Genomic DNA, 20,260 nt, shown 5'->3' with positions numbered 1-20,260 from the left:
CGCGTGGCTGGGGCGGCGGTCAGTGAACGAGGTCACAGCGATCGTGAAGGAGTACTCGACGAAGCTCGGCGTTGTCGCGGTGTTCGCCAGCTCCCCGTACTGGCTGCTTACCCGCGACCTCGAAGGCGCGGTGTCTGCACCAGACCTCATCGGGCTCGTGACCAAGTTGGTCCTGCCTGGCCTCGTCCTGTGGGCGATGGGTGTCCTGCTGTGCCGGATTGTCGTCGCTCACGCCGGTTCCCCGCGGACCTGGCCGCGTCGAAAGGTCATCGCCGCATCGCTGACAGGGTTCATCAGCATTGCAGCGGCTGCGGGTGCCCAACTGGTCAGCTTATCGCTCGCAGATCGGAAATGGAGTTGGTGGGCCGACTCGGGTAGCCACTCGCACAACGGTATCCGGGTTGGTGCTGCGATCGCTGCGGTGACCTTTCTGTGGATGACGGTCGTGGCAGCGTGGAGAGCCTGCAACCGGCGATTGCTCGCCAGTGTGCGGATCGCCGCTGCCGGACTATCTGCTTTCCTGCTCGCGATAGACCTTCTTGCCGCGGACCTGGCTGTCACTGGTGCGGTCACTCCCTCGCTGCGAACCATGGCGATCTGGTTCCTCACGTTGGCTTGCTTCGCTATCTTCCTGAGTTGGGTTTTCACGGCATACGAGTTGTTTGGCCGCTACACGACCCTGGTCCGTGCCGGCGTGGAGGTTCCTCGCCGTGGGCTCTCGCGATGGCTCGTAGGGGTTTGGTTTTTGTCCGTCGCAACGGTTGTCGTCTTCGCTGCTACTCCTGACGCCACGCACAACACTGCAGTCGGCCTGGCGTTGATCGTGCCGGCGATGGTGACCGCACTGGGGACGGTGCCCGTAATGGTGGTTACCGTGGCGTTCGTGCGTCGAGTCAACGCCTACTTTGAGCGCCACGCGACCGCAGTCACCGAGGGCTGTCTTCCAGATCAGGTCTCGGGCGATGCTCAACGCTTACTCAACCGCCGCAACGCTTCCCGAAACATCGGGTTCGGATTGGCATCGGGCAGTTCCGCGAGCACATCCGCTAACGCTTGCTCGGCGCCGACATCGCAGGACTGCGCACCGTAGAGCGCCGCCACCGTGGGCGTGCGGCTGTAGGACTCGACGCAGTGCACCAGCACCGTATGCCCCTGTGCGCGAAGCTCTTCGATGGTGTCCACCGTGTCGAGCAGGACGAAATCCAGATGCGGATTCTCGTCGGTGTCGGTCTTGTCGATCAGTCGTGCCTCGACGTGCGGCATCCCTTCGGGCACATCGCTTTCCGGAATCCGGCAGAGCGACACCACCGCAGTCACCTCGGCCGGCAGTTTCCGCAGCGCGCCCACGCTACCCAGCAGAACCTTCGAGTCATACGGGTGGGGGACGAGGACGTCGGCCCGCGACCACGAGTAATCCGGATCGGTGCTCGGTTTCTTCTGTTCGATCGCCGTCGCCAGCCTGACCAGGCCACGCGCCCGCATCCCGGGCCATCCATGCAGCAGCGTTCGCCACTGCAACGGAACCGCCGACGCCCCGTACGCGGCCCCGAGCAGTCCGCCGGCAATCGCAGCCACGGTGTCGGTGTCATTCCCGGAGCGCACGGCCGCATCGATCCCGCGGCGTAGGTGCTCAGGACCTCGGCCTTCGCCGGCGGTCGTGACGATCGCCGACCACGCCGCCTGCAACGCCCCGACCACCCACCCGTTCTTCGGGAAGTCCGCCGGACGGGATCCCTCGGCCTCGTCGAGTCGCTGCGACCACAGGGCGCGACGGTCAGGGGCGATATGGTGCAGGCCGATCCGGGCATCGAGCTCGGTGGTCAGTACGGCATGGCGAATTGCGCTGCACCACAACACCGTGGCTTCCGCAGCGTCGGCCTCGAAATGGGTGAGTTCGCTGATCGCGCGGGCCGCCTGGACCATGGCGTCCTCGTCGTCGAGGTAGGCGATCGCCACCGGCGCAGTCCGCATCAGTGATCCGTTGCCGCCGCTGCGACCCTCACGTGCGTGTAGGTCGGCGGCCGCGGCCCGCGCCGCGGCGGCGGTGATGGTGCCGCCACGACCTGCGGCAGAGAGCACCGAGCGGGTTTGAATTCCGACATCCTTTGCACCCCGCGACCATTCGTACCAGCGCGTCACGATCGCGTCTTGCGCCTCGCGGTCCCGCAGGTCGGCTCCGGTGGCGGCGACCTCGGCGATCGCGATCGCCATCGAAGTGTCATCGGTCCATTCCCCGGGCCCCCACGGCCCGCCACCGGCCATCCCGACCGGCAGTTCCGGTCCGCGCGGCGGCTGGAACTCGTACGGCGCCCCCAATGCGTCGCCCGCTGCGGTGCCCAGTAGTACGCCTTCAACGCGGTCGTTCAGTGATGCCTTGGCACCCTCCTCGATATTGCGCGAATACGCGCTAATTAATGAATCACTGTACGCTGGGCCACTGACATGGACAAGCATGTGTATCGGGACACCAGCGGCAAGGCGCTGGAGGACTACCCGCGCCCCTCGGTCGCGGTGGACACCGCGGTCCTGACGGTCGACCCTGATGCCGGCCTGGTGGTGCTGCAGGTCTCCCGTACGCGTGGGCGCGGCTGGGCGTTGCCGGGCACGTTCCTGCGCGAGGGGGAGCTCCTTGCCGATGCGGTGCGGCGGTCGCTGGCGGACAAGGCCGACATCCACGGGCTGGACCCGCGGCAACTCCAGGTGTTCGACGCGCTGAAGCGTGACGACCGGGGCCGCGTGTTGTCCGTCGCGCACCTCGCCGTCGTCCCGGCGGAACGCTTGGCGACGCGCTCCGCTGAGACGACGCGCCTGGTGTCCACCGATGTCCGCGGTGAGCTGGCCTTCGACCACGACGAGATCATCGAACTGGCCGTCGCGGACGTGCGTGCTCGCTACGAGAAGTCGCCGGACCCCGACTACCTGCTGGGTGAGGCATTTACCTTGCGCGACCTGCGACTCGTCCACCAAGCGGTCGCGGGACATGCGCTGCAACGCGACAACTTTCGGCGTGCCATGGCCGGTCAACTCGAAGCGACCGGCGACTTCACCGCAGGCGGTCGTGGGCGCCCCGCCGAACTGTTCCGGCGCAGTACCTTGACGTGACGTGAATTCCTCTGCTGCAGAATAAGTTTGCGGCGATACCGGCGTAAGTCACTCTCCTCATCGACGCTCACGTCAGTACTGCCGTACGGTCGAAATATGGCTGTGTACAACCAGGCTTTCGAATGGACAGATACCAATCGACATTGGCTGATCGAGGTTCCCGTTCGGGTTGTCGCGTACATCGTTGTCGCGTTAATCATTCGATTTTTGCTGCAGCGGATGATTGACCGCGCGACCACCGGCAGGACCAAGAAATCCGTTAGCGACGAACTTGAAGGGCAAGCGAAGAAGCCTCCGCTGCTGCGCTATCTGCGCGACCGGGCGTCGGCGACGACGAACGGCATTCGGGCGGCCGAACGCCGCCAGCAACGGGCACAGACCATTGGGTCGGTGCTCAAGTCGACGGTGTCGATTGTGCTGCTGGTCTGGGTCGTGCTGGCGATCCTCAGCGTGCTCGGGGTCAACATCGCGCCGTTCATCGCGTCGGCCGGGGTCGTCGGGCTCGCGATCGGTTTCGGTGCTCAGAACCTGGTCCGCGATTTCGTCAGCGGCGTGTTCATGCTGCTGGAGGACCAGTACGGCGTCGGCGACAACGTCGACCTGGGCGAGGTGTCCGGGGAGGTACAGAGTGTCGGGCTGCGGATCACTACGGTCCGCGACATCGACGGCACACTCTGGTACGTCCGCAACGGCGAGATCGCCCGCGTCGGGAACATGAGCCAGGACTACGCGGTGGCCCGCCTCGAGGTACCCGTCGCGCTGACCGCGGACGTGGACCGCGCCGAACAGCTCGCCGTAGAAGCCGCCCACGAGGTCATCTCCGATCCGTCGATGGCCGGCAAGATCATCGGCGAACCGGAGATGCTCGGCGTGCAGTCGCTGGCGGCGGACCAGCTCACGCTGCGGATGACCTTGAAGACCCGGCCGAACGCGCAATGGTCGGTCGAGCGCAAGCTGCGCCGGGAAATCCTGCGCGCCTACGACGAGAACGGCATCAGCCTGCCCTACCCGCAGGGCCGCATCCATGCGGTCGTCGGCGGTCAGGAGACCAACGGCACGTAATGGTCCGGGTTGATCCGTGTTTCACCCGACCATCGGTAGGCCATCAACGTGCCACCTTTCACCGCGCTGAAGTCCACGCACGCGGTGTAGTCCGTCCAATCCTGCAGGTGTTCAGGGGAGCCCTGTCGCCAGTAATGCCCGTAGAACACCGGCACCCCCGGCGGATAGACGTAGGACAGATCGTTTCCCGACAGGTCCAAATCAGGCAGCGGCGGGTAAGGACCGCCGGCCTCGGTGGTGAAATTGCCTCCCATTTCGGCGAAGTCGCGCAGCGTGACGGCATCGCTGTTCCACCACCGCATGCGCGCGTTGCCGCGTGGGATGCCGTCCTTGTCCAGGTATTTGCGCTGACCGTGGTTCACCAGACTGACCTCCGGCCCCTTCAGTAGCGTCTCGATCGCGAGGTAGAGCGGATGGCCCTCGTCGCTGGCCGCGACCAGATGGTCGATCTCGGCGAACGGGGTGCGTGAACCACACTGCGTTTCGACGATATCGATCGAATCCTGATGCCAGCAGGCGTGCACGACGCGCAGATCGCCGAGATCCAGCCACAGCGGAATGGTCTTGAACCACTCCAGGTATCGCCTCCGGTCCGTGCCGGTGACCTGCTCGAGAAATGCTGCGTGCTGCTTGGCGTTCTTCACCGACCACGGACTGTCGGGATCATCGTGTGCCCGCAGATACTTCCCGCTGCCGACCGGCCATTCGGTGTCATAGGCCAGAGCATTGAATTCGTGATTGCCCATCACGATCTGCGCGCTGCCGGCATCGACCATGCCCTTGACGATCCGCAACACCTCCAGTTGCTCGTCACCGCGGTCAATCAGGTCGCCTACGAAGATGGCCTGGCGATCTTGATGGCGGTATTCACTTGTGCTGCTGGCCGTCTCGTAGCTGAGATCGGCCAGCAAGGCCTCCAACTGTGCGGCGCATCCGTGGACGTCGCCGATGATGTCGTAACCCTGGACGGAATCGGTCATGTAGGACTCCATTCTTCCAATCGATGGTCTGGTTGCCGGATCGTGTGCCGGCGGCGAGAGATCGCACACCGCACTGCGGGGCAGAGGCGCTGCCCGGCGTCGGAGCGCGTCACATCTCTTGATCGGTCTCGACGATAACCGGGAGCGCCGACACGTACGGCGACTCGAGAGATCCGGGACTTGTCGGTGTCATGTGTCAGTCTGATCGGCTCGCGTGAGCGCGGTGTCACCGCTGACGAGAGGAACGACCATGACAAACCAGTACCCAGTGCCCGCGCCCGGTTGGCATCCGGACCCCGAGGGCCAATCCGGCCAGCGCTACCACGACGGCCGCCGCTGGACCCAGCACTTCGTCCCCACCCCGCCGCCGGTCCCGGTCGCGCCGGCCGTTGCGGTTGCCGTCGCCACCGGCGCCGGCGGAGCCAACCACGGATTGCACCTCGTGCTGACCCTGCTGACCTGCGGGGCGTGGTTGCCGATCTGGATCCTCGTTGCCCTGTTCAGCGGAGGTTCGTCGTCCTCGGTGGCCGTATCCGGCCCCGGCGCCATGGTCCAGACCTCCAACCGTCGACCTGCGCTGGTGGTGGCAGCCGTGCTGGGTGGGCTGTTCGCGCTGGGGGTGATCGCTGAACACCCCTGGCTGATCGGGGTTTTGGCGGTGCTCGGCGTGGCGGCCGGGTTCGGCGTCTGGCTGTTCAGGTCGGCTCAGCAGCGCGAAGAACAGCAGCGCGCCGAGCAGTACCGCCGCGACGTGCTCGCCGACCGCGCCGACTACGAGGACAGGCTGTACCAGGAGCGCGACCCGCGCGGAATGCACGGCCGCTATCCGCCGCCGCCGGAGTGAGGATTTGCGGCATCCTCGCTGTTGGGGGAGAGTCTCGCCGAGTTGGTACCTGATTTGGTACCAACAGGAGTACTGTCAGCTTATGCCTTCATTGAACCTCGACTTCGACGACGCCGAAATGGAGCAGATTCGGGCCGCGGCCCGAGCCGACGACCTGTCGTTGAAGAAGTTTGCGCACGCGGCCGTCATTGAGCGCGCCAGCATGCACAAGCGCAGGGTGGCCGAGGCGGCGCGGGTCGTGGCTCAGCGTTCGGCCGAACTCAACCGACGTTTGGCGTGATCGAGTATCTCGACCGCGATGACGTACTGACCGCGGGATCAATCGCATTCGGCGGTGGACTGCAGGTGCGTGACTATGGCCTACTCGACGCGGCCGTCGCCCGGCCTCAGGCGACGGTCTTCGGGGTGGATGCCTACCCGCACATCTGGGAGAAGGCCGCGGCACTTCTGCAATCGCTTGCCCGCAATCACGCCCTAGTCGACGGAAACAAGCGGACCGCCTGGGCATCAGCGTGGACGTTCTTGCACATCAACGGAATTGAACTCGCACCCGATTTCGACGTCGATCGAGCCGAGATTCTGATGAACGAGGTGGCGACCCAGGATGGTGAGCTGGGTGAAATCGTCGCTGCGCTGATGAGTTTCAGCGTCGCCGGCACCTGATATCACCCGTGATATCGGGTTTCCCGACCACACGTGTGTAGGCCTCGCGGTGCCCAAGTGGCAGGTGGGAAATGTGAGCACACCCCAACTGACGGTCCCGACAAATTTGTCGGCCTCGGGTAGTTAAATCGTTGCATGCCGCAACAGGGTGGGGCCGCAGGTGCCGAACAGTCCGTGCACGACGTCATCTTGGAACTGCTCGGGGACGACGGTGCGTTGCCCGACGCAGCCAAGGACGTCGTGCTCAACGCCTTGGCGGAGGTGTCCGGCGGGGCAGCTGAGCAGACTCAATCCGGACCGGCGCCAACATTTCTCAGCTCGATCTCGGTCTCCGGATTCCGCGGCGTCGGCCCGTCCGCGCGGCTGGACCTCTACCCGGCGCCGGGCCTGATGGTGGTCAGCGGCCGCAACGGCTCAGGAAAGTCCAGCTTTGCCGAGGCGCTGGAGCTCACCCTGACCGGAACTAGCTATCGCTGGTTCAACAAGAAGGAGAGCCTCTGGGCCGAGGCCTGGCAGAACCTCCACCACCCCGACCCATGCGAGATCCAGGTCGGATTCACCCGCGAGGAGGCCGGTCCGTTCACCGTCGGAGTTGACTGGGGTCAGGGTGCGAAGCTGGATGGCTGCAGCACCTGGACGCAGGCCGGCGGCGGCAAGCGGATCGACGGCACCGACGCCCTCGGGTGGTCGCGGGCCCTGGAACTGCACCGCCCGCTGCTGTCGTATGAAGAGCTGGGCCGGCTGTTCGACGGCGGACCCTCCGCTCTGTACGACGCGTTGGCCAAACTGCTCGGCCTCGACGCGCTCGCCGACACCGAGAAAATTCTCACGGCGCGCCACAAGGCGATCAAGGCCGCCAGCGACACCGCCGACGCCGAACGTAAACGCGTGCTGGCTGCGCTGTCCGAGCATGCCGATGAACGCGCCGAGCGCGCCACCAAACTCCTCCGCAAACGCCCTGTGCCCCTTGATGATATCCGCGCCTTGGCAACCGGAGCGGGGGAGGCTCAATCCGACGCGGTGCCCGCCTTGCGGGCACTGTCTCAGCTGGAGGCGCCGACCATCGACGGCGTCGAGGAGGCGACCCGGCAACTGCGCGCCGCAGCCAAAGCCGCGGCCGACTCAGCGACCGCCGCGATCGACCTCACCAGTCAACGCGTCGAGCTGTTGCGCACCGCGCTGCGCTTCCACGATCAGGGCGGTGACGCCGACTGCCCCGTGTGCGCGCAGGGGCGCCTCGACGCGGGCTGGGCCACGGCCGCGCAGAACAGCATCGCGGACAGCGAGGAGCTGCTCGACGAATACCGCGCTACTGCACAACAACTTAAAACCGCACGGTCGAATCTCACCGCCCTGATCCAGGGGCTCACTCCGGCGGCCGCGGTGCCCGGCGTCGAACTCCCGGCGCTATCGACCTACAACGATGCGGTAGCCGCCGCCCGGAAGATCCCGGTCGGCGACGATGACCTGGCGGCGCACGCCGAGTCGACGCTGACCGAGCTGATCGCCGCCGCCGAAACGCTGCGCGCCGAGGCGGCCGACGAACTCGCGCGACGCGAAACCGCGTGGGCCCCGCTGGCCACGCAACTGGGCGGCTGGGTTGGCCTCGAAGAACAGGCCAGGGCAGTGGACGACGAGCTCGACGCCGTCGGTGCGGCCAAGAAATGGGTCACCGAGCACGCTGCCGCCTTCCGCAATCTTCGGCTCAAACCCATTGCCGCCCAGGCCCGCGACATCTGGCATCAGCTCCGTCAGGAAAGCAACGTCGACCTCGTCGAGATCTCACTGGAAGGCACCGCCACCCGGCGCAAGGTGGTGCTGGAAGGCGCCGTCGACGGCAAGCCCACCAAGGCGCTGTCGGTGATGAGCCAGGGGGAACTGCACGCGCTGGCGCTGGCGTTGTTCCTGCCCCGCGCGACCTCGGCGAAGAGCCCGTTCCGGTTCGTCGTCCTCGATGACCCGATCCAGGCGATGGACCCCTCTAAGCCTTGATCCACCGATGAATGGGCTGGTTGTTGGGGTGTCGGAATGAGGAAAGTGCCCTCTGAGCTGGAAAGATTGGTGTTCTCTACGCAACAATCCGACCAGCACAAGAAAGGCACTTCCAGTGCGAGTGTCCCACACGTTCGGTCCCGACTCCGCGGTGTTCGACGAGGACAACCTCGTGTCGTGCGCCGGGCTGGTCCCGGTGATGGCCCTGGCCGAGCAAGCTGGCCTGACACGGTTGTTGGACAACACAATTCACATCAGGTCGTCTCGGGTCAAGTCCGGGGCGGCTAACCCTCGATCCACCGATGAATCGCCTGTTCGGAGGGTGTTGATGTAAGGAAAGTGCCCTTTGAGCTGGGATGATTGGAGTTACCACACTTCGATCAGCCCACGTTCAGAAAGGCGCTTCCGGTGCAAGTGTCCCATAGGTTCGCCGTGTCGTCGGCGGTCTTCGATGATGCACATCTCGTGTCGTGCGCCGGGCTGGTGCCGGTGATGACCCTGGCCGACCAGACCGGTCTGTCGCAGCTATTGGCCGACAAGATCCGGTTCACCTGTGAGCGGATCCGTTCGGCCGCGGCCCATCCGTCACCGAAGCTGACCACGCTGATCGCCGGGATGTGCGCCGGCGCGGACAGCATTGATGACCTAGACGTTGTGCGCTCGGGTGGGATGAAGACCCTCTTCGGTGGTGTGTACGCCCCGTCGACGATCGGAACCTTATTGCGGGAGTTCACCTTCGGGCATGCCCGCCAGCTCGAATCTGTCCTGCGCGAACACCTGGCCGCGCTGTGCGGGCGTGTCGATCTGTTGCCCGGCGCCGACGGACGGGCGTTCATCGACATCGACTCACTACTACGCCCGGTCTACGGGCACGCCAAGCAGGGCGCCAGCTACGGACACACCAAGATCGCCGGCAGGCAGATCCTGCGCAAAGGCCTCTCACCGTTGATCACCACGATCAGCACCGACCACGGTGCGCCGGTGATCGCCGGGGCGAGGTTGCGGGCGGGCAAGGCCAACTCCGGCAAGGGCGCAGCCCGCATGATCGCTCAAGCGGCCGCTACCGCCCGTGCTGCCGGGGTCACCGGGCAGATCCTGGTGCGTGGCGATTCGGCCTACGGCAATAGCACCGTGGTCACCGCCTGCCACCGAGCAGGTGTCCGGTTCTCGCTGGTGCTGACCAAGACCGCAGCAGTTGCCGCCGCCATTGACGCAATTCCCGAGACCGCGTGGACCCCGGTGAACTATCCCGGTGCTGTGCGTGACCCCGACACCGGCGCCTGGATCTCCGATGCCGAAGTCGCCGAAACCACCTACACAGCCTTCGGTTCCACCAAGACTCCGGTGACCGCCCGGTTGGTCGTGCGCCGGGTCAAAGACGCGCGGTTCCTCGATGCGCTGTTTCCGGTGTGGCGGTACCACCCGTTCTTCACCAATTCCGACGAACCCGTCGACGCCGCTGACATCACTCATCGCCGCCACGCCATCATCGAAACCGTGTTCGCCGACCTCATCGACGGACCTTTGGCGCACATGCCCTCGGGGCGGTTCGGCGCGAACTCGGCCTGGATCCTGTGCGCCGCGATCGCCCACAACCTGCTGCGCGCCGTCGGCGTCCTGGCCGGAGGTGCCCACGCGGTCGCCCGCGGGGCGACACTGCGCCGCAAGATAATCACTATCCCGGCCCGCCTGGCCCGTCCGCAACGCCAACCTATCCTGCACCTACCAGCGCACTGGCCCTGGACAGAGCACTGGCTCACGTTGTGGCGCAACACCATCGGCTACAGCCCACCAGAAATCGCCACCACCTGACCATATGCCGAAAGGCCCGACCGGAGCGCACAGGAACAGCTGGACAGACCAGCAGATACCCCCTGCCCGCGACCAGGACCAGCCCTCAACAGCCCAGCGAGGCACACCTACCCCAATTCATCAGTGGATCGAGGCTAAGATCGACGGCTTCGTCCAGGTGCTGTGCGAGATCGCCAAGACGCACCAGGTGATCGTCTTCTCCCACGACGACCGGCTGGCCTCGGTCATCCGGGACACCGGCGTCGACGCCCGGCTCATCGAAGTGGTCCGCGAGAAGGGGTCACGGGTCACCGTGCGCGACAACGTCAATCCGGCACTGCGGCAGGTCGGCGACATCTTCGCGTTGATCAAGGACGACAAGATGCCCGACGACATCAAAGGCCGGGCCGCCCCGGCGCTGTTCCGGATGGCCCTGGAATCCGCTGCCAAACAGACCTTCTACGCCAAGGAAGCACTTGCCGGCCGCGCACTCACCGAATCCGAGGACAGATGGTTGTCGGCCAAGAAGACCTCCAACCGGCTGGCACTGGCGATCCACGGTGATCCGCAGACCGATCTGACCGCCTGGCTCAAACCCGAACGCAAACGGGCACTGTGGATCTGCAACGCCGGCGCTCATGGTGACGCGAAGCCGGTCTCCATCCACGACGCCCGGGACCTCGAGAAGACGGTGCTCGAAGTGCTGGCGTTGCGATGAGTGCTCAGATGAATGCGACGGACCTGCTCGGCCAGGCGCAACGTGTCCTGCGGGCCCCCGGCTCAGCGGAGGGATTGTCGTCACGGGTCGCGGCGTTCCTGGCCCGCCAGGCCTTGGAGGAGATCATCGATCAGCGATGCTCTGCCCTCGATGCGGATGCACCCTGGGCGAATTCGCGCAGCAAGCTCGTCGTGCTCAAGTCCCTGGACACCGCCGAGGCCGCCGACCGCGCCGCGCTGGCGTGGAGCCGTCTCAGCGTCGCCTGCCATGTGCATGCCTTCGAGATGCAGCCCTCCACCGCCGAGGTCGAGTACCTGTGCGAGGTGGTCGCGTCACTGATTCCCGCCAAGTCCTTCTGAGCCGAGTCCTTCTGATTGGCGAGGCGGCGGACTAAAATCCCCACATGGCTCGGGCCATTTTGGTGCTGTTGTCAGGAATCGTGATCGCGGGCGCTATCGCGACACCCGCCCACGCCGATCCGGCGCCGCCCTGCACTTTCACGCTGTCGCCGCCCGCCGTCGTTAACGTTGGTGGCGCCGACATGGTCAGGGCGACCGTCGCCCCGGCCGCGTGTGGAGCCCCGGCCGACCCGCGCCTCAGCGTGGCCTGCGTGCAGCGTCAGGACAACGCCTCGCCCATCCAGTGCAATCAGGGCAGGGGAGCCCAACCGGCGGAGGTGCTGACGCCCTACCGACCCGGAGCGACCTACGTGTCCACCGGCCGGGGATGCGGCGGGTGGATGGGCATCGCGGAGATGGCCCCGCAATGCCAGGTGCTCGGACCGCTCACAGTGCCGCTGTAACCAGATGTCTCTCTCCGTTCATCTGTGAAATCCCTGTCAGTCACCTGTGCCAGGCAGGCTCACCCGAGGCACCGGCACAACTGAAGAGGGTGGCGAAATGACAACGGCGAGACTGGCCGCAGCCCTGACCACGGTGGCAGCGCTGATCCTGGCGGGCTGCTCCACCGAGGACAAGAAGCCGGAGACCCCGAAGGCGACCTCGCCCATCGACTGGAACCTGCCCGACGCCGACCGCTACCACCGCACGGCCACGTACCCGGTGTATCTGAACAAGCCGGCCGAGGCTCCGGTCGACGACGAGACCGTCGCCGAGATCTCCACCGTCACCCCGGACGGCAACACCCTGATCTACACCGACGCCGCCGCCAAACGCATCGGATTCGTCGACATCACCGATCCCGCCAAACCCGTTGGCAAAGGCACACTTTCCCTCGCGGAGCTGGGCCACAACGATGACCAGCCCACGTCGGTGGCGGCCGTCAAAGACCACGTCCTCGTCGTCGTCGACACCACCGGCGGCGACTTCGCACACCCCTCCGGTCGCGTCGACATCGTCCGGACCAGCGACCGAACCCCCGTGCACAGCATCGATCTGGGCGGCCAGCCGGACTCGATCGCCATCAGCCCCGACGGCACGTTCGCCGCGATCGCCATGGAGAACCAGCGCGACGAAGAGTTCACTCCGCCCGGCAAGGAGGAAGGGGACCTTCCCCAGCCGCCGACCGGATTTGTGCAACTCATCGACCTCACGAGCGCGCCGAACAGCTGGACACCCCGCAAGGTCGACTTCGATGTCGACGCGGCCCGGAAAGCCGGCCTGGACACCCCCGAAGACCTCGAACCCGAATACGTCAGCATCAACGCGCGTGGCCAGGTCGCGGTGACCTTGCAGGAGAACAACGGCATCGCCGTCATCGACGGCCGGACCGGCAAGGTCACCAAGATCTTCAACGCCGGAACACAATCCGTCGACGGCATCGACACCAAAGAGGACATCTCCATCGACCCGACGGGTTCGATCAAAGACACCCCGCGCGAGCCTGATGCCATCGGCTGGATCGGTGACGACTACTTCGCCACCGCCAACGAAGGCGACTGGAAGGGCGGCACCCGCGGCTGGACGATCTTCGACGCCAACACCGGCAAGGTGGTGTGGGACGCCGGCAACTCCCTCGAACAACTCGCGGTACGCACCGGCCTGCACATCGAAGGCCGCGCGGAATCCAAGGGGCCCGAGCCGGAAGGCCTGGCCATCACCAACATCGGTGGCCGCCCCACGGCGTTGATCGCGTCGGAGCGCAGCAACTTCGTCGCCGTCTACGACGTCAGTGAACCGGCCGCTCCGAGGTTCCGGCAGATCCTGCCCACCACGCCCGGCCCCGAAGGCGTCCTACCGATCCCGTCGCGGGATCTGCTGGCCATCTCCTCGGAGGCCGACGACGCCGACGCCCGTGTGCGGGCCTCGGTCAACCTCTACGGATACGGCGAATCATTCGCCACCGCAGGCAAACCGGACTTTCCGTCCATCGTCTCCGGCGATATCGACGGTGCCCCGATCGGTTGGGGTGCACTCGGTGCGCTGTCGGCCGACCCGAAGGATCCCAACCGGCTCTACACCGCCACCGACATCGCGTACGGGCCCGCCCGCATCCTCGGCATCGACGTCAACCGCAAGCCTGCCCTGATCGACACCGAACTGCCGATCACCGAGGACGGTAAGCCCGTCACCCTCGACACCGAGGGCGTATCGGCCCGACCCGACGGTGGATTCGTGCTGGCGGTCGAAGGCGAAGACGGCCCGGGCAACCAACTGGTCTACGTCGCCGCCGACGGCCGTATCGAGAAGCGGGTGCCACTGCCCAAAGACATTGCAGCCCAGCTGGGTAGCCAGGGTCTCGAAGGTGTCGCCTTCGAGTCGAGCAGCACCGGAGACGCCGTCTGGGTGGCGCTGCAGCGCGAACTCAAGTCCGCCCCGTTGGGTGTGGTCCGCATCGGCCGTTACACGCTGGCGGGGGACAAGTGGCAATGGTTCGGCTACCAGTTGGAGCCCACCGACACCAAGGACGACTGGATCGGGGTCTCCGAAATCTCCGTCCACAACGGCGAATTGCTGGTCCTCGAACGCGACAAACTCAACGGACCCGACGCGCGGCTCAAAGCGTTGTACCGGGTCGCGATCCCCGAGGGTGAAACCGCGGCGACGGACAAGCCAACGGTTCTGCCGAAGACGTTGGCCCGCAATCTGGTACCGGATCTGCAGGCCACCAATGGCTATGTGCAGGAGAAGGTCGAAGGCTTCGCGATCGCCGGCAACCAGAACCTGTACGTGGTCACCGACAACGACGGGCTCGACGACGCCAACGGTGAAACGGTGTTCCTCGATCTCGGCCCGGCGGCGGAGGCGTTGAAGGGATAGCACTGGTTCCCGCCCTTGAGCCTGCCGACGTGAAAAGATGACGCGCATGACGGCGGTGTTCATCCGATCCGACAAGCTGTTGATCTTCGGTGGCCTGGCCATCTGCGTGCTGGCCGGGCTGTCCCATTACGGCGGCTGGCCGCACCTTGTCGCGTTCGGCGTCAGCGCGCTGGCGGTGGGTGTGCTGGCATCGCTCGTCGGCCTGGCCGTCGACCAGCTCGGCGACCGGTTCGGTCCCGGCGCCACCGGGGTACTGCAGTCGGCACTGGGCAATCTGCCGGAACTGTTCATCTGCATTTTCGCGCTCAAGGCCGGACTGGTGGACGTGGTGCGGGCCGCGCTGATCGGCTCCATCCTCGCCAATCTGCTGCTCGTGCTGGGCTTGGCATTCCTGGTCGGCGGGCTGAAGCACGGCCCGCAGAAGCTCGGTTCCGCGCAGGTCCGGACCATCCTGGTGCTGATGGTGCTGTCAGTGACCGCGATGGCGATTCCGTCGATCGCACACGAGGTGCATGCACCGGCCTCCGAGCACGAGGTGTCCTTCTCGATGATCGTGTCGGTGGTCCTGCTGGTGCTGTTCGGGTTGTCGCTGCCGTACTCGCTGAGCCGCGACAGGGACAAGGCAACGACCAGCGACCCGGTACCGCAGCCACACAAGGAGGCGCCGCGCTGGCCGGTCGGGGTGGCGATCGGCATGCTGGCCATCGCCGGGGCGTCCGCGGCATTCGTATCGGACTGGTTCGTCGCCGCGCTGGAACCGGCGATGGACTCGCTGCACATCTCGCAGGCGTTCGCCGGCCTGGTGATCGTGGCGATTGCCGGCAACGCGGTGGAAAACGTCGTCGGTGTGCAACTGGCCGCCAAAAACCAGTCCGAGTACGCCTTCTCGATCATCCTCAACAGCCCGATCCAGATCGCCCTGGTGTTGGCCCCGGTGCTGGTGTTGGTGAGTCAGATCTTCGGGCTCGCGTCGCTGACCCTGGTGTTCGGGCCGATGCTGATCGTGGCGCTACTCGTCGCCGTCATCCTGGCCGCGATCATCGCGTTCGACGGGGAATCCACCTGGTTGGAAGGCGCGGCGCTGATCGCGTTGTACTGCATCATCGCCGCCTCGTTCTGGTGGGGCTGACGGGTCAGACCGCGAACGCCAGCCAGTAGCCGATGGGGATCGTCGCGAAGTACCCGAGGACGCCGACGGGGATGCCGATCAGCGGCGTCCACTTCCGCCGTTCGGCGAATGCCGCGCCGGCCAACGCTGCTCCGCCACCTACCGCCACGCACATCCACGGAATCCAGACGAGCATGTTCTCACCGGTTACGGACAGTTGACACACCTTGTCGGTGCTTCCGTCATGACAGCCGGCGGTCGCCATGGCGAGCGGCAACACGAGCGCGGCGGCGACCGTAACCCCCAAAATGCCCATGCCACCGAGCAGCCCGGTGAACCACGCCCAGTGCTTCCCGCTGTTGCGGGTTCGGGCAGGTGGTTCCGGGTCCGTCACCGATCAGCCCTCCGCAGCCACCAGAGACGTCAGCTTGATGTCGGGGTTGTCGCGCTGGAAACCCTCCAGCCGCCACGGCGTGGAGAACAGCACGAGCATGACGCCGTCGCTGCGGGTCAACACCTCGGCCGACACCTGACGATTCACGAAGTCCGCGTCTTCGGGCGAAACAACCCGCGCGACCTGGTATGGCAGGTTCTCCAGCGCGATCGGCGCGCTGAGTTCGGTGGCCATCCGGTGTGCGGCCACCTCGAACTGCATCGGCCCGACGGCGGCGAACACCGGCGCCTGCTCGCCGCGCTTGTCCGAGCGCAGGACCTGCACGACGCCTTCCTGCTCGAGCTGCTCGATGCCCTTCCGGAACTGCTTGTGCTTGCTCGGGTCGGTGCCGCGGGCCACCGCGAAGTGCTCGGGCGAGAAGCTCGGGATCGGCGGGTATGCCACCGGGACGTCGCGGTACAGCGTGTCGCCGGGGCGCAGCGCCGCGGCGTTGGCCAACCCGATCACGTCGCCGGGCCACGCGTCATCCAACGTCGAGCGCTGCTGGCCGAACACCGACTGCGCGTACTTGGTGACGAACGGCTTGCCGCTGGCAGCGTGGGTGAGCACGTCACCGCGTTCGAAGGTCCCCGAGACGACGCGCGCGTAGGCGATGCGATCGCGGTGCGAGCTGTCCATACCGGCCTGCACCTTGAACACGAACGCGCTGAACGGCGAGTCCACCGCGCGGTGAACCCCGTCGACGCCCAGTGATCCGCTCGGTGCCGGGGCCAACTCGACCAGGATGTCGAGCAGCTGGTTGACACCGAAGTTCAACGCGGCGGAGGTGAACAGCACCGGCGAGGACTCGCCGGACAGGAAGGTCTCACGGTCGTAGTCGGACCCGTCGATCGACAGCAGCTCGGATTCCTCGACCGCGGTGTCCCAGTCATCGCCGGCGGCGGCGTGGGCGTCGGCGGCGGCGATGTGCTCCTCGGGGGCCGCGGTGGCCCCACCCGCGGTGCGGGTGAACCGGATGAACTTCTCGGCCCGACGGTCCATCACCCCCTTGAAGTCACCGGCGATACCGACCGGCCAGGTCAGGGGAGTGGTGCGCAGCCCGATCCGCTCGTGGATCTCATCCATCAACTCCAGTGCGTGCCGGCCCGGGCGGTCCCACTTGTTGATCACCGTGATGATCGGGATGCCCCGGTGCTTACACACCTGGAACAGCTTCAGGGTCTGCGGCTCGAGGCCCTTCGCGGCGTCGATGAGCATCACCGCGCAGTCCACGGCCGTCAGCACCCGGTAGGTGTCCTCGGAGAAATCGGCGTGCCCGGGGGTGTCGAGCAGGTTGATGACGCAGTCGCGGTACGGGAACTGCAGCGCCGTCGACGTGATCGAGATGCCGCGGGCCTTCTCCATGTCCATCCAGTCCGACACCGTGGAGCGCCGGCCCGCCTTGCCGTGGATCGCGCCGGCCTCGGTGATCACCCGGGCATGCAACGCCAGCGCCTCGGTGAGCGTGGACTTACCGGCGTCGGGGTGGCTGATGACGGCGAAGGTGCGGCGACGGGCCCCCTCGGCGGCGATCTTGGCAGCTTGGGCGGTGTTGGAGGCTTGGGGGGCCAGGGCGTTTTCGGTCATCTCGACTAGCGATGGTATGGCGGTTTGGGTGCAAACCCGTAATCGGCGACGTACGCGGGCAGGGACTGTGGGGTGAGGAAATGCAGTATCGCCGGTAGTACTCCATTTCCGAATCGACTATTGGTCCCCTCTCCGGTGCTGATGTGACGCATGTGGCCAACATCTGAAACGACGGACAACCAAGCGGGCATCATCGTTCGTGATGAACATCTGTGTCTTCCTGTCCGCCGCCGACCTCGATGAGCGGTACACCGAACCAGCGCGCACCTTCGCCGAACTCCTCGGCAAGGGAGGCCACACGCTCGTCTGGGGCGGGTCCAACAAGGGCTTGATGAAGGTCGTGGCCGACGGAGTGCAGGCCGCCGGCGGCCGGTTGGTCGGGATCTCGGTCGAGTTCCTGCGACAGCAGGCCCGGGCAGGAGCCGACGAGATGGTGATCACCGGCGATCTCTCCGAGCGTAAGGCGCTGCTGCTGGAGCGCTCCGACGCGCTCGTAGTGATGGCCGGCGGGCTCGGCACACTCGATGAGGCCACCGAGATCCTGGAACTGCGCAAGCACCGGCGCCACGACAAGCCTGTCGTGCTGCTGAACACCGCCGGCTTCTATGACGGCCTGGTGATCCAGTTGCGCCGGATGGAGCAGGACGGGTTCCTGCCAGTGCCGCTGGATGACCTGGTGTTCGTCGCCGAGGAACCCGCCGCGGCGTTGGCGTACCTCGAGCGTGCCGTCAGCTGAGCAACGACACCGCCACGACTCGCCCACATACCTGAGGCGTTGCGTCGACGACGAAGTGGCCCGGCTACCATTGAGACACTGATCACCCCCTGATCAATATGGCCCTCGCCGAACCACATTGGAGTGATGTTGACGTCTGTTCGTCGTGCCTATCTGGCGGTCGCACTTGCCGTGCTGGCCGTGTCGGGTGGCGTTGTTGTCTCGGCCCTGCCGGACTGCGCGGAGCACTGCCAGACGTTGGCCGCGGCACCCCAGGGTGCCCCGCAGCCCTCACCCACCGAACCGGCCAAGCTCACCATCACCCCCAAGCCCGACGCCGAGGTCGACCCGCTGGCCCGGGTCTTGGTCACCGCCGACACCGGCACCGTCGCGCGCGTGACGATGGTCAACGACGCCGGCAAAGAGATCCCCGGCATCCTCACTCCCGACTCCAAGACCTGGAAGCCGACCACCGCGCTCGGTTATGGCCGCAGCTACACGCTGAAGGTCGACGCGCGCGGCCCCGGCGGCATGCCGACCCGGAAAGCCACCACGTTCTCCACTGTGACCCCCGGCTACCAGGCCCGGGTCTACCTCAACGGCACGAACTACGCCTCGCTGCAGGACGGCGCCACCTACGGCGTCGGCACGGTCATCGTCGCGCGATTCGATGAACCGATCACCGACAAGGCCACCGCCGAGAAGCGGATGAAGGTCACCACCGAGCCCAAGGCTGTCGGCTCGTGGAACTGGATCGACGACCAGACCGCGCACTGGCGCCCGGAGAAGTACTACGCACCGGGCACCAAGGTCACCGTCGATGCCGGCATCTACGGCGCCAAACTCGGCGACGATCTCTACGGCGCGCAGGATGAGAAGGTCTCGTTCAACATCGGGGCCTCCCACGTCACCGTCGCCGACGACACCGACAAGCAGGTCAGGGTCTACGACAACGGCAAGCTGGTGCGGACCATGCCGACCTCGATGGGCATGGGCGGCACCGAGACGGTCGGCGGCACCACGATGAGTTTCTGGACTCCCCGCGGCGTCTACACCGTGATGGACAAGGCCAACCCGGTGATCATGGACTCGTCGACCTACGGTCTGCCCGTCAATTCGCGGCTCGGCTACAAGACGACCATTCCGTGGGCCACGCGCATCAGCATCGACGGCATCTATCTGCATCAGCTCAACTCGACGATCTGGGCGCAGGGCAAGGAGAACGTCAGCCACGGCTGCCTGAACCTCAGCGGCGAGAACGCCGAATGGTTCTACAACTTCTCGGTGCCCGGCGACATCGTCGAGATCCGCAACACCGGCGGTGACCCGCTCAAGCCGGTCAACAACGGCGACTGGTCGATGCCCTGGGCCGAATGGGCCAAGGGCAGCGCCCTGCACTGAGCCTCGTCACTAGAACACCCGACATGGCGGCGGGGGTTTCTTCACGATGGCAGGCAGGACGAACGTCTCGATGTAGCGTCGGGCCGCGTCGGGCTCGGTGATGCCGGGGACGGCCCTCACCAGGAAGCCCAGCGCGGTCGCGATGATGAACTGGGCGAGGTCGTGTGGGTCCAGCCCGGAACGGAACTGACCGGCGTCCTCGGCGATGATGCCTTCGATGGTGGTCGTCACCAGTTCGGTCAGATCAGAGTCCCCAGCGATCAACGAGGCGATCGTGCCCTCGGGCGTCTGATCGGCGATCGTGTTGAGCAGCGGATCCGACACCAGTTCGGTCGCGACGATCACCAGACTCTCGACCAGCAGCGCGATGGGCCCGGCACCCTCGGGTATCCGCGGCAGGATCGACCCCATATGCCGCTGGGTGGTGCGCTGCACCATGGCCGCGATCAAATCGTCGCGGTTGGTGAACTGGCGGTAGATCGCCGTGCGGGAATAACCCGCCTCGTGGGCGATGACCTCCATCGTCGACGCCCGGTAGCCGCGGGTGACGAACAGATACTCGGCGGCATCCATCAACACCTCGCGCGCCTGCTCGGCGGTGTTGCCACCACCCACGGGTCGGCCCCGGGGGCGACGTTCTGGTGCT

At 66.0% G+C, this 20,260-nt stretch carries 19 protein-coding genes and 1 pseudogene; 15 read left to right on the top strand and 5 right to left on the bottom strand.

Going from position 1 to position 20,260, the window contains the following annotated elements; genetic code table 11:
• Positions 1-966 precede the first annotated feature (966 nt).
• The gene (locus tag JOF57_RS19920) at positions 967-2,454 is read right to left on the bottom strand and encodes an ADP-ribosylglycohydrolase family protein (protein ID WP_209919270.1); all 1,488 of its coding nucleotides are present in this window, start codon (positions 2,452-2,454) and stop codon (positions 967-969) included.
• Here JOF57_RS19920 and JOF57_RS19915 point away from each other — a divergent pair.
• A complete protein-coding gene (locus tag JOF57_RS19915) occupies positions 2,443-3,102 on the top strand; it encodes an NUDIX hydrolase (protein WP_209919268.1) in 660 nt (219 codons plus the stop codon). The genes JOF57_RS19920 and JOF57_RS19915 overlap by 12 nt on opposite strands.
• 96 nt (positions 3,103-3,198) lie before the next feature.
• The gene (locus JOF57_RS19910; RefSeq protein ID WP_209919266.1) at positions 3,199-4,164 is read left to right on the top strand and encodes a mechanosensitive ion channel family protein; all 966 of its coding nucleotides are present in this window, start codon (positions 3,199-3,201) and stop codon (positions 4,162-4,164) included.
• On the opposite strand, the gene JOF57_RS19905 is transcribed toward JOF57_RS19910, so the two are convergent.
• Positions 4,143-5,144, bottom strand: a complete 1,002-nt coding sequence (locus JOF57_RS19905) for a metallophosphoesterase (protein WP_209919264.1) — start codon at positions 5,142-5,144, stop codon at positions 4,143-4,145. The genes JOF57_RS19910 and JOF57_RS19905 overlap by 22 nt on opposite strands.
• A 250-nt stretch (positions 5,145-5,394) precedes the next feature.
• Here JOF57_RS19905 and JOF57_RS19900 point away from each other — a divergent pair, with 250 nt between their 5' ends.
• The 11 genes and pseudogenes from JOF57_RS19900 (at position 5,395) to cax (ending at position 15,499) form a co-directional block, all read left to right on the top strand.
• Positions 5,395-5,988, top strand: coding sequence for a DUF2510 domain-containing protein (locus JOF57_RS19900; RefSeq protein ID WP_209919262.1), 594 nt, complete (start codon positions 5,395-5,397; stop codon positions 5,986-5,988).
• A gap of 82 nt (positions 5,989-6,070) precedes the next feature.
• Entirely contained in the window at positions 6,071-6,268 is a 198-nt protein-coding gene (locus JOF57_RS19895) for an antitoxin Phd (RefSeq protein ID WP_163664361.1), read from the top strand.
• A complete protein-coding gene (locus JOF57_RS19890; protein ID WP_209919260.1) occupies positions 6,265-6,651 on the top strand; it encodes a type II toxin-antitoxin system death-on-curing family toxin in 387 nt (128 codons plus the stop codon). The genes JOF57_RS19895 and JOF57_RS19890 overlap by 4 nt, the downstream gene beginning before the upstream one ends.
• Before the next feature lie 135 nt (positions 6,652-6,786).
• Positions 6,787-8,643, top strand: a complete 1,857-nt coding sequence (locus JOF57_RS19885) for an AAA family ATPase (protein WP_209919257.1) — start codon at positions 6,787-6,789, stop codon at positions 8,641-8,643.
• Between the two features lie 115 nt (positions 8,644-8,758).
• A pseudogene (locus tag JOF57_RS31490) lies at positions 8,759-8,935 on the top strand (IS1380 family transposase); the annotation flags it as partial.
• A 116-nt stretch (positions 8,936-9,051) separates the two neighbouring features.
• Positions 9,052-10,455 carry an IS1380 family transposase gene (locus JOF57_RS19880; RefSeq protein WP_065204061.1) on the top strand — a complete coding sequence of 468 codons (1,404 nt, stop codon included), beginning with the start codon at positions 9,052-9,054 and terminating at the stop codon, positions 10,453-10,455.
• Positions 10,456-10,612: 157 nt separating this feature from the next.
• On the top strand, positions 10,613-11,152 hold the full coding sequence (locus tag JOF57_RS19875) for a hypothetical protein (protein ID WP_209919255.1): 540 nt from the start codon (positions 10,613-10,615) through the stop codon (positions 11,150-11,152).
• A gap of 8 nt (positions 11,153-11,160) precedes the next feature.
• Positions 11,161-11,511, top strand: coding sequence for a hypothetical protein (locus JOF57_RS19870; protein ID WP_209919253.1), 351 nt, complete (start codon positions 11,161-11,163; stop codon positions 11,509-11,511).
• A 44-nt stretch (positions 11,512-11,555) separates the two neighbouring features.
• Positions 11,556-11,954 carry a hypothetical protein gene (locus JOF57_RS19865; RefSeq protein ID WP_209919251.1) on the top strand — a complete coding sequence of 133 codons (399 nt, stop codon included), beginning with the start codon at positions 11,556-11,558 and terminating at the stop codon, positions 11,952-11,954.
• A 97-nt stretch (positions 11,955-12,051) separates the two neighbouring features.
• Complete coding sequence (locus tag JOF57_RS19860; protein WP_209919250.1) at positions 12,052-14,370, top strand: esterase-like activity of phytase family protein; 2,319 nt, start codon at positions 12,052-12,054, stop codon at positions 14,368-14,370.
• A gap of 37 nt (positions 14,371-14,407) precedes the next feature.
• Positions 14,408-15,499 carry a calcium/proton exchanger gene (gene cax / locus JOF57_RS19855; protein WP_234938187.1) on the top strand — a complete coding sequence of 364 codons (1,092 nt, stop codon included), beginning with the start codon at positions 14,408-14,410 and terminating at the stop codon, positions 15,497-15,499.
• A gap of 4 nt (positions 15,500-15,503) precedes the next feature.
• Here cax and JOF57_RS19850 read toward each other — a convergent pair whose 3' ends face one another.
• Entirely contained in the window at positions 15,504-15,872 is a 369-nt protein-coding gene (locus tag JOF57_RS19850) for a hypothetical protein (protein ID WP_209919248.1), read from the bottom strand.
• 3 nt (positions 15,873-15,875) lie between these two features.
• The gene (locus JOF57_RS19845; protein WP_209919247.1) at positions 15,876-17,498 is read right to left on the bottom strand and encodes a peptide chain release factor 3; all 1,623 of its coding nucleotides are present in this window, start codon (positions 17,496-17,498) and stop codon (positions 15,876-15,878) included.
• 202 nt (positions 17,499-17,700) lie between these two features.
• Between JOF57_RS19845 and JOF57_RS19840 the strand changes: the two genes are divergently transcribed.
• Positions 17,701-18,234, top strand: a complete 534-nt coding sequence (locus JOF57_RS19840) for an LOG family protein (RefSeq protein ID WP_163664345.1) — start codon at positions 17,701-17,703, stop codon at positions 18,232-18,234.
• 123 nt (positions 18,235-18,357) lie between these two features.
• Positions 18,358-19,614 carry a L,D-transpeptidase gene (locus JOF57_RS19835; protein WP_209919245.1) on the top strand — a complete coding sequence of 419 codons (1,257 nt, stop codon included), beginning with the start codon at positions 18,358-18,360 and terminating at the stop codon, positions 19,612-19,614.
• A 9-nt stretch (positions 19,615-19,623) separates the two neighbouring features.
• Here the strand turns inward: JOF57_RS19835 and JOF57_RS19830 are convergent, their stop codons facing one another.
• Complete coding sequence (locus JOF57_RS19830) at positions 19,624-20,229, bottom strand: TetR family transcriptional regulator (RefSeq protein ID WP_307870054.1); 606 nt, start codon at positions 20,227-20,229, stop codon at positions 19,624-19,626.
• Positions 20,230-20,260: the final 31 nt, after the last annotated feature.

Source organism: Mycolicibacterium lutetiense (assembly GCF_017876775.1).
GTDB classification, from domain to species: Bacteria; Actinomycetota; Actinomycetes; order Mycobacteriales; family Mycobacteriaceae; genus Mycobacterium; species Mycobacterium lutetiense.
The sequence above is the reverse complement of the archived record's forward strand: the minus strand, read 5'-3'. Positions and strand labels throughout refer to the sequence as shown.

What these genes read in the sequence shown, in the direction of transcription:
- JOF57_RS19915 (WP_209919268.1), top strand. Translation starts at nt 2,443, where the DNA reads ATGGACAAGCATGTGTATCGGGACACCAGCGGCAAGGCGCTGGAGGAC.
- JOF57_RS19920 (WP_209919270.1), bottom strand. Translation starts at nt 2,454, where the DNA reads ATGCTTGTCCATGTCAGTGGCCCAGCGTACAGTGATTCATTAATTAGC.
- JOF57_RS19910 (WP_209919266.1), top strand. Translation starts at nt 3,199, where the DNA reads ATGGCTGTGTACAACCAGGCTTTCGAATGGACAGATACCAATCGACAT.
- JOF57_RS19905 (WP_209919264.1), bottom strand. Translation starts at nt 5,144, where the DNA reads ATGACCGATTCCGTCCAGGGTTACGACATCATCGGCGACGTCCACGGA.
- JOF57_RS19900 (WP_209919262.1), top strand. Translation starts at nt 5,395, where the DNA reads ATGACAAACCAGTACCCAGTGCCCGCGCCCGGTTGGCATCCGGACCCC.
- JOF57_RS19895 (WP_163664361.1), top strand. Translation starts at nt 6,071, where the DNA reads ATGCCTTCATTGAACCTCGACTTCGACGACGCCGAAATGGAGCAGATT.
- JOF57_RS19885 (WP_209919257.1), top strand. Translation starts at nt 6,787, where the DNA reads ATGCCGCAACAGGGTGGGGCCGCAGGTGCCGAACAGTCCGTGCACGAC.
- JOF57_RS19870 (WP_209919253.1), top strand. Translation starts at nt 11,161, where the DNA reads ATGAATGCGACGGACCTGCTCGGCCAGGCGCAACGTGTCCTGCGGGCC.
- JOF57_RS19865 (WP_209919251.1), top strand. Translation starts at nt 11,556, where the DNA reads ATGGCTCGGGCCATTTTGGTGCTGTTGTCAGGAATCGTGATCGCGGGC.
- JOF57_RS19860 (WP_209919250.1), top strand. Translation starts at nt 12,052, where the DNA reads ATGACAACGGCGAGACTGGCCGCAGCCCTGACCACGGTGGCAGCGCTG.
- cax (WP_234938187.1), top strand. Translation starts at nt 14,408, where the DNA reads ATGACGCGCATGACGGCGGTGTTCATCCGATCCGACAAGCTGTTGATC.
- JOF57_RS19845 (WP_209919247.1), bottom strand. Translation starts at nt 17,498, where the DNA reads ATGACCGAAAACGCCCTGGCCCCCCAAGCCTCCAACACCGCCCAAGCT.
- JOF57_RS19840 (WP_163664345.1), top strand. Translation starts at nt 17,701, where the DNA reads ATGAACATCTGTGTCTTCCTGTCCGCCGCCGACCTCGATGAGCGGTAC.